Below are 7,603 nucleotides of genomic sequence, written 5' to 3' on the forward strand. Positions count from 1 at the left end.
ACCGCCGCGGACCTCGGGGGCCGCCCATTCCTCACCGTCGGCCGACAGTCACTGGCGAGGTTCGTCGGTCCGCTCGCCACCCGCGAGGCGCTGGTGAGGGTGGTCGACCCGCCCGAGGGGACGATCCCCGCCCGGTGGCGGCTCCTGCTCGACCGTGGTCCCTACTCGGCCGAGGGCGAGCGGGCGCTGTTCACCGCGCACCGGGCGGACGTGCTGGTGACCAAGGACTCGGGCGGCGTGCACACCTGGCCGAAGATGGCGGTGGCCGCCGAACTCGGGGTGTCGGTGGTCGTGGTGCGCCGCCCGGGGGCCGCTCCGGGTGTAGAGGTGGTGGCCGACGCGGTGGCCGCCGTCGACCGGGTCCGGACCCTGGCCTGAGGAGGCTCCGGACGCCGGGTTCCGGGCCGATCCACAGGGTCCGATGACGGGGTTAACACACGTGTAGAGACGATCGACGCCTCGCCTGGCCGCGTCCGTCCTCGCGGGACCCGATCTCGCGCGGGTCGGCATCGTCGCAGGTCAATCAGGTCGAGGACGGTGGACTGGCCTCACGTATCACGACTCCGGCGCCACCCGCAGGGACTTCGCCGAGCCCGGCGCCGCCGAGAACATGATCAGAGAAATCGGCCTAAACACAGAAATGTTCGGACACCTGAGAATAGTGTGGTCTCCATCACACCAGGAGGCCGAGTGTTATCAGTTCGTAATCTCGAGGTCGTCTACGACGACGCGATGCTCGTCATCAGAGGTGCGAGTTTCGACGTGCCGGACGGCCACATCGTCGCGCTGCTGGGCGCGAACGGAGCCGGCAAGTCGACGCTGCTGCGCAGCCTCTCCGGACTACTCGATGTCCACAACGGGGCCATCACCAAGGGGTCGGTCACCCTCGACGGGGAGGACATCGGTTCGCTGAGCGCACCCGCGATCGCGCGACACGGCGTCAAGCACGTCCTCGAGGGGCGACGGATCTTCAAGGAGTTCTCGGTCGAGGAGAACCTGCGCATCGGCGCGCACGTCACGCGCCGCCACCTCCGCGAGGGCCTCGATCGCGTCTACGGGCTCTTCCCCGTCCTCCACGAGCGCAGGTCGCGAGTCGCCGGCTACCTGTCCGGCGGCGAGCAGCAGATGCTGGCGATCGGCCGGGCGCTCATGTCCGCACCGCGATACCTCCTGCTGGACGAGCCGAGCCTGGGCCTGGCGCCCAAGATGGTGGAGCAGATCCGGGACATCATCGTGGAGATCAACTCGCAGGGGACCGGGGTGCTGCTGGTCGAGCAGAACGCGGCGATGGCGCTGTCGATCGCCCGACACGGGTACGTGGTGGAGACCGGCCGCGTGGTCATGGACGGGCCCGCGGCGGACCTGCTCGACAACGACGACATCCGCGAGTTCTACCTGGGCGCGCGCTCGGACTCCGACGAGACGAAGTCCTATCGCGACGTCAAACAGTACCGGCGACGCAAGAGGTGGGCGTCATGACGGATTCAGCACTCCCCACTCCTGTCGTGGAGTTCTCGGACGTGAGCCTGTCCTTCGGCAACCTCAAGGCGATCGACGGCGTCGAGTTCACGGTCAACCAGGACGAGCTCTTCGCCATCATCGGCCCCAACGGTGCCGGTAAGACCAGCATCTTCAACGTCCTCTCGGGCGTGTACCGACCCCAGCAGGGGTCGGTGAAGCTCAGGGGACAACAGCTCCTGGGGATGCGTCCGCACAAGATCGCCCGCCTGGGGGTCGCCCGGACGTTCCAGAACGTCGAGTTGTTCGCCAACCTGACGTTGGTCGACAACCTCATGCTGGGCCGGCACGTGAAGTTCCGCTACGGCACGCTCGCGGCGATCGCCTGGGTGGGGCCGGCCAGACGCCAGGAGGAACTGAACCGCGCCGCGGTCGAGGAGATCATCGACCTGCTGGAACTCCAGGCGTGGCGCAAGCTCCCGGTGGGGCTGCTGCCCTACGGCATCCAGAAACGCATCGAGCTGGGGCGGGCCCTGGCCATGGAACCCGAGATCCTCCTCCTCGACGAACCCGTGGCGGGGATGAACCTCGAGGAGACCGAGGACACCGCTCGGTTCCTGCTCTCGATCCGACAGGAGTTCAAGACCCCAATGATCCTCGTCGAGCACGACATGAGTCTGGTCATGGACATCGCGGACCGCGTGCTGGCCATCGACTTCGGCGCCCCGCTGGCCCTCGGCACCCCCGCGGAGGTCCAGAGTCACCCGGCGGTGGTGGAGGCCTACCTGGGCGGCCAGGCCGCGGCGCCCGCGTCCGGAGGGGGGAGCTGATGAGCACCACCACTCTGGCCACGCGGGTCCGCGACAACGCCGCCGCCCACCCCGGGGACGTGGCACTGCGCAGGAAGTCCCGGGGTGTCTGGCAGCCGACGACCTGGGCCCAGTACTGGGACCAGATCCAGGACGTCGCGCACGCGCTGATCGCGCTCGGGATCGACACCCAGGACCGCGTCGCGATCCACAGCGAGAACCGCCCCGAGTGGCTGATCTGCGACATCGCGACAGTGGCCGTCCGGGGCGTCAGTGTGGGCGTCTATCCGACCAACCCGGCCGCCGAGGTCGGGTACCTGCTGGAGAACAGCCAGGTGAAGCTGCTGGTGGCCGAGGACCAGGAGCAGGTGGACAAGGCGCTGGCGGTCTCCGACCAGTGCCCCGACCTCGCGCACATCGTGTACCTGGAACCGCGCGGGATCCGGGGACACTACGACGACGAGCGCCTCATCCACTGGGACGACTTCCTGGCACTCGGTCGCGAACACCGACAGAAGGACGACGGGGCGGTGGACCGGCGGATGGAGCAGGCACAGCCCGACGACCTGATCACCCTCGTCTACACCTCGGGATCGACCGGCCCGCCCAAGGGAGCCATGCTCACCACGTCCAACGTCGAGTTCGCGATCGACACCGTCATGACCCGCGGGGGGACGTCCGATCCGCCGCCGGGACCGTCCGACTACGTGCTCACCTACCTCCCGCTCTCGCACGTCGCCGAGCGCTTCTTCACCACCTGGATGAGCTGCGCGAGCCGGCTCCAGGTGACGTTTGCCGAGTCCATCGACACCGTCCCCCAGAACCTCCAGGAGGTGCAGCCCACCCTGGTGATGGGTGTTCCGCGGATCTGGGAGAAACTCCTGGCCTCGGCCCAGATTCGTCTGGAGGACGCCACCTGGCTCAAGCGGAAGTGGTCGGGCTTCTGGCTGGCGCGGGCCGAGCGGATCGGCGATGCCCTGGTCTCGAACGGCGGCCGGCACACCCCGGCCAGCCGCACGTGGTACGTGCTGGGGTGGATCTGCATGTACCGGGCGCTGCGGGTCCGGACGGGATTGCGGTACGCGCGCTACGCGGTCTCCGGAGCTGCGCCGATCGCCCCGGAGGTGCTCAAGTTCTTCATGGGGATCGGTGTACCGATGCACGAGCTCTACGGGATGACCGAGAACTCGGCGATCGCCACCACCAACAAGCCCGGACGGGTGAAGCTCGGAACCGTGGGTGAGCCCCACGAGGGCACCGAGCTGAAGATCGACGAGACCACGGGCGAGATCCTGGTCCGGAGCCCGGCGGTGTTCGCCGGGTACTGGCGCAACCCGGAGAAGACGGCCGAGACCATCGACGCCGAGGGCTGGCTCCACACCGGGGACGTGGGCGAATGGGTCGACGGGACCCACGTCACGATCACCGACCGGATGAAGGACATCATCATCACCGCCGGCGGCAAGAACGTGTCCCCGTCGGAGGTCGAGAACGCCCTCAAGGTGTCCCCCTACATCAAGGAGGCCCTCGTGATCGGCGACGGCCGCAGGTTCCTCACCGCGCTCATCGGGATCGAGCTCGACACTGTCGGCGACTGGGCCACCCGCAAACGGATCGCCTACACCACCTACCGCGACCTGACGGAGAAACCCGAGGTCCGCGAGCTGGTGCAGGGGGTCGTCGACACCGCCAACGAGAGGTTCAACGCCGTGGAGCAGGTCAAGGCGTTCGCACTGCTGCCCAAGGAACTCGATCACGACGAGGGCGAGCTGACCGCGACCCAGAAGGTCAAGCGCTCGGCGGTGACGGGGATGTTCGCGGACCTCGTCGACGAGCTGTACGAGGGGGCACGATGACCCAGTTTCTCAGTGCCCTGAGCGTCGGTCTGGGCTCGGGTGCCATCTACGCACTCGTCGCGATCGGCTTCGTCATGATCTTCAAGGCCACCGGCGTTATCAGCTTCGCGCAGCCCGCGTTCCTCATGTCCGGTGCGATCATCGTCAGCTTCCTCGCTCCGGTGATGGGCTTCTACGTCGGAGCGATCCTCGGGGTGGTCGCCATCGGCGTCGTGGCTCTGCTGGTCGAACGGACGGCGATCCGACCGATGATCGGCAAGGCGGTGTTCATCATCGCGATCATCACCGTGGGACTGGATATCGTCCTCCGCACGATCGCCGGCATGTTCCTGGGTTCTCAACCGCGGTCGGTCGGGGACCCGTGGGGAACCGACGTCTCGGTGATCGCCGGGGTCGTCGTCCAACACAGGCACGTGGCGGCGTTCGTCACCGCCACGGTGATCGTCATCGCCCTCCTGCTGTTCTTCCGGTATTCCTCGGTCGGCCTGGCGATGCGGGCGGTCGCCTCCGACCAGGAGGCCGCGATGGCCCAGGGGGTGAGTGCCAGCCTGATCTTCGCGCTGTCGTGGGCGATGGCCGGTGCGCTGGCCGCGATCGCGGGGATCTTCGCCGCGACCGGCGGTCCTATCGGCAACACCCTGTGGTTGGTGGGACTCATCGCACTGCCCGCGATCGTCATCGGCGGGTTCGACTCGATAGGTGGCGCGATCATCGGCGGCCTGACCATCGGTATCGCCCAGGCCGTCGTGTCGACCTATCACAACCAGTGGTTCCCGGAACTCACCACCAATCTCGGACCGCTGATGCCCTGGATCATCATGCTGGCGGTGCTTCTCGTCAGGCCACACGGACTGTTCGGCACCAAGGAGGTGGAACGGGTATGAGCCATCTCGTATCTTCAGCGGACCCATCCGATACCTCGAGCGGGTCCCGCGGGTCGGCCGGGTCCGCATCGGGATCCCCGACGTCGCAGTCGGGGGCCGGAGGTCGGACCGGTTTCTTCGGACGGCCCCGCGGTCGGCCGGAGCTGTACTCCAGTTACCGGCAGGAACAGGCGCTGTTCAACACGCGCGCCAAGGCGGTCGGCGCCGCGATACTCATCGGAATCGCGGTACTCCTGCCGTTCAACGTCAGCGACGACCTGTTGCGGATCCTCGGCCTGGGACTCGTTCTGGCCATCGGCGGTATCGGGCTCAACCTGATCACCGGCTACGCAGGTCAGATCTCCCTCGGCCACGCGTTCTTCGTCGGGGTCGGGGCGTACACCGCATCGGTGGTGGCCGGCGATCCCGAAGGGCGCGCACTGGGCCTGGGCATCACCTTCGTCCCGGTGTGGATCATCGCCGCGGGTGCGATGGCGGCGCTCTGCGGGGTGGTCGTCGCCCCCTTGGCCACCAGGCTGCGGGGTCTGTATCTCGCGGTGGTGACGCTGGGCCTCGTGTTCCTCGGCACCTACATCTTCACCGAGTGGTCGAGTGTCACCGGGGGGCCGGGAGTCGGTCGCGAAGCACCGCGCCCCGTCGTGTTCGGCAACGACCTCACCCTGGACAGTGCGTTCACCTCGGACCAGAAGCTGTACTGGTTCTTCCTCGCACTCCTCCTGATCGGGGCGCTCGCGGCCCGGAACATCGCCCGCTCGCGGATCGGGCGCGCCTTCGGGGCGATCCGCGATCGCGACATCGCGGCAGGTGTCATGGGCGTCGACCTGGCGCGCTACAAGCTCATCGCGTTCACGGTCTCGTCGTTCTACGCCGGCGTGTGCGGGTCACTGTTGTTCGTCGCGAACCGACACTTCGGGCCGGAGCAGTTCGGACTGATCATGTCGATCCAGTTCGTCGCCATCGTCTTCATCGGCGGGGCCGCGACCATCTCCGGGTCGATCATGGGCGCCCTGCTGATCGCGTCACTTCCCCGGATCTCGGCGGAGGTCGCCCACCTGTTCCCGTTCATCTCCACTGCACCCAACGCCAGCCCCAACATCTTCGAGGTCGAGGCGATTCTGTACGGCGGCCTCATCGTGGCGTTCCTGTTGTTCGAACCGCGCGGTCTGTACGGCGTGTGGCTGCGAATGCGGATGTATTGGAAGAGCTTCCCGTTCACCTACTGAACCCACCCACTGAACACCTGAGGAGAACACCATGAAGTCGAAGACACTACGCAGCGGGGTGGCCGGCCTGTCGGCGATCGCCCTGGTCCTGGCGGGCTGTGGCCGCGACGACGGCGGAGACACCGAGGTCGCCGGCGTCACCGAGGAACCGTGCCCACAGGCGATCGATGACTCGAAGGGCTGCATCTACCTGGGAGCGATCACCGACCTGACGGGACCGTTCTCACCGATCGGCGCCCCGATGATCGAGGGCTCCCAGGCCTACTGGCAGAACGTCAACGAGAACGGCGGCATCGGCGACTACGAGGTCGACATGGTGACCCACGTCCGGGACAACGCCTACAACGAGACCACCCACTCCCAGGAGTACCGGGAGATCAGGGACCAGGTCCTGATGTTGGCCCACTCGATGGGCACCGCCCACACCAACGGCATCCTTGACGACACCCGGCAGCAGAACATCGTCACGGTCCCCGCATCCCTGGGGTCGAACTGGCTGTTCGAGGAGGGCGTCATGGAGTTCGGCACCAGCTACTGTGCCGAGGCCATGAACATGGTGGACTACGCCGTCGACAACTTCGACGCGACGAGTGTCGGCGCGGTGCACTTCCCCGGTGACTACGGTGACGACGCCGCCAAGGGCGCGGAGATCGCCGCCGAGGAACGCGGTGTCGAGTTCACCCGGTACACCACGGCCCCCGGCGGGACCGACGAGCAGACCGCGGTGATCCAGCGGATCCTGGCAGATCAACCGGACGTCGTGGTCCTCTCCACCAGTGCGATCGAGACCGGCGCCATCGTGGGTGCCACCGTCGCGCAGGGGTTCGAGGGCCAGTTCATCGGTTCCACTCCCACGTGGAGCGCCGGTCTGATGGGAAGCCAGGCCGCGCCGGCACTCGAGGCGCGCTACCTGCACGCCGGAGCGGTGGCTCCGTGGGGCCACGACTCGGAAGGCCACATCGAGATGCGGGAGGTCGCCGAATCCATGGGGACCGAGCCCGATGACTGGTTCGTCCTGGGTTGGGGTGCCACGTCGGTCATCCACGGACTCCTGGAGCAAGCGGTCGAGAACGATGAGCTCACCCGAAGCGGTCTCTACGAGTCGGTCGACTCGCTGACGGGGGTCGACACCGGTGGGATGTTCGCGGAGGGAGCCGGGGACTACTCGGGAGACGTCAACGAGAACGCGTCCCGCTCGAGCATCATCAACCGGATCGAGCCGGGCAGTCCCACGGGCCTCGTCCTGGAGGAGGAGTGGTACGAGGGACCCACGGCGGCCGACTTCGAGTACACGGAGGCGTGCTACCTGATGTGACCGCCCTGAGGTGATCCTCTCAGCGGATACCGGCCGCCCGTCGACCACTGTCGACGGG

7 protein-coding genes are annotated in these 7,603 nt (G+C 67.3%); all 7 read left to right on the forward strand.

The genetic code is table 11. The annotated features are described in order from the left end of the window. Positions 1-378 (forward strand): precorrin-6A/cobalt-precorrin-6A reductase (locus tag G6017_RS03815; protein ID WP_182616017.1); only part of this gene is annotated, 378 nt, incomplete at its 5' end. A gap of 312 nt (positions 379-690) precedes the next feature. After that, positions 691-1,479, forward strand: a complete 789-nt coding sequence (locus G6017_RS03820) for an ATP-binding cassette domain-containing protein (RefSeq protein WP_182616019.1) — start codon at positions 691-693, stop codon at positions 1,477-1,479. Beyond that, positions 1,476-2,288 (forward strand): ABC transporter ATP-binding protein, encoded by an 813-nt coding sequence (locus G6017_RS03825; RefSeq protein ID WP_182616021.1) that lies wholly within the window; start codon positions 1,476-1,478, stop codon positions 2,286-2,288. Before G6017_RS03820 ends, G6017_RS03825 begins: the two co-directional genes overlap by 4 nt. Further along, complete coding sequence (locus tag G6017_RS03830; RefSeq protein WP_182616023.1) at positions 2,288-4,123, forward strand: AMP-dependent synthetase/ligase; 1,836 nt, start codon at positions 2,288-2,290, stop codon at positions 4,121-4,123. Before G6017_RS03825 ends, G6017_RS03830 begins: the two co-directional genes overlap by 1 nt. Next, positions 4,120-5,007: a branched-chain amino acid ABC transporter permease gene (locus G6017_RS03835; protein ID WP_179524134.1), complete on the forward strand. Its 888-nt coding sequence runs from the start codon at positions 4,120-4,122 to the stop codon at positions 5,005-5,007. Before G6017_RS03830 ends, G6017_RS03835 begins: the two co-directional genes overlap by 4 nt. Then, the gene (locus G6017_RS03840) at positions 5,004-6,230 is read left to right on the forward strand and encodes a branched-chain amino acid ABC transporter permease (protein WP_179524135.1); all 1,227 of its coding nucleotides are present in this window, start codon (positions 5,004-5,006) and stop codon (positions 6,228-6,230) included. The genes G6017_RS03835 and G6017_RS03840 overlap by 4 nt, the downstream gene beginning before the upstream one ends. A gap of 31 nt (positions 6,231-6,261) precedes the next feature. Next, a complete protein-coding gene (locus G6017_RS03845) occupies positions 6,262-7,545 on the forward strand; it encodes an ABC transporter substrate-binding protein (RefSeq protein WP_182616025.1) in 1,284 nt (427 codons plus the stop codon). Positions 7,546-7,603: the final 58 nt, after the last annotated feature.

Source organism: Dietzia sp. B44 (assembly GCF_014145245.1).
GTDB lineage: Bacteria > Actinomycetota > Actinomycetes > Mycobacteriales > Mycobacteriaceae > Dietzia > Dietzia natronolimnaea.